The sequence below is a fragment of the Pedobacter sp. genome (assembly GCF_041662865.1).
Lineage (GTDB): Bacteria > Bacteroidota > Bacteroidia > Sphingobacteriales > Sphingobacteriaceae > Pedobacter.
Genome location: NZ_JBAZRL010000049.1, coordinates 1 through 1,206 on the forward strand (window position 1 = coordinate 1; position 1,206 = coordinate 1,206).

Below are 1,206 nucleotides of genomic sequence, written 5' to 3' on the forward strand. Positions count from 1 at the left end.
TGCAGGAGAAACCTATACCATTGCACCAGAGATAACAGTAAATACCTTGCCTGTAACTGGTCTATCCTCCACAGGTGCTACGTTACAAGGTTCGGTTAAATCTATAGTAGAAGATGTAACTGTGGGAGTTGATTATGGTAATTCTCCATTTTTAACAGGTGCAATACATGTAAATGCTGCTGTAAACGGTACGGTTACCGCAGGTTCGGGCGCCAAAACTGCCGAATTTCAACTGTCGCAGGTTAAACCCGGCGAACATTATTACCGTGTTACTGCAACTACTGCAACAAATGAAGTAGTTAATGGAGAAATTTTAAGTTTTGATATTCCAGCAACAATTATTGGTATTACTGCCCTTTCTCCAAATCCTAACAACGCTAGCACTGGGCTAATTACTTACGAGGTAGAGTTTTCGAATGTAATCACAGGGTTAGGTAAGATCAATTTTGACCTTACGCTTGGCGGAGCAGTAACTGGCTCATCTATTTTAAGTGTAGCCAAAAGTGCAGACCCAGCCAAACCTAATTCATGGGTTGTAAAAGTAGGAATTGGTAATGGCGGCGATGGTACAATAGCCCTCAACCTTAAAGATGCTACTGGATTAAATGCTGCCTTATCGAATGCTTTGCCTTTTACTGGTGATACCTATACCATTGCTCCAGATGTAGTGGTAACCACACAAGCAGCAACCAATGTCAATGTAGCTGAGGCAACATTAAATGGATTGGTAAAAACGACAACAGGCAATGTAAATGTAAGTTTCGATGTGAGTACAGTTGCTGATTTTTCTAGCTCCGTAAATTTTCAACCAACTACAAACCCAGTGGTTACTCCAGCAATGAATTCAACTGTATCAACTTTATTTTTAGAAGGGACAGGGCTTTATTATTATAGAGTGGTTGCTAAAAATGCACAAAACGAAACCTATACGGGCGAAACTAAAGAAGTGCTCATTCCTGCCAGTGTTTTATCTATTACTCAGCTTTCCAATAACCCCAACAATGGTATTGCTGGGCAGGTAGTATATGAAGTAAATTTTTCGGGTCTTGTAACAGGCTTAACTGCCAATAATTTCGGTCTTACTACGGGTGGTACCATTACAGGCGCTAGCATTTTAAGTGTGTTAAAAAGCAATAACCTTAGTAAACCATACACTTGGCAAGTAGAAGTGGGATTTGGCAATAATGGTGGCGATGGTACTATCAC

General features: G+C 40.5%; 1 protein-coding gene. It reads left to right on the plus strand.

Annotated elements, in window-relative coordinates:
- Positions 1 to 1,206, plus strand: a 1,206-nt coding sequence (locus WC622_RS13740; RefSeq protein WP_372820275.1) for a hypothetical protein, incomplete at both ends; no start/stop codon positions are given.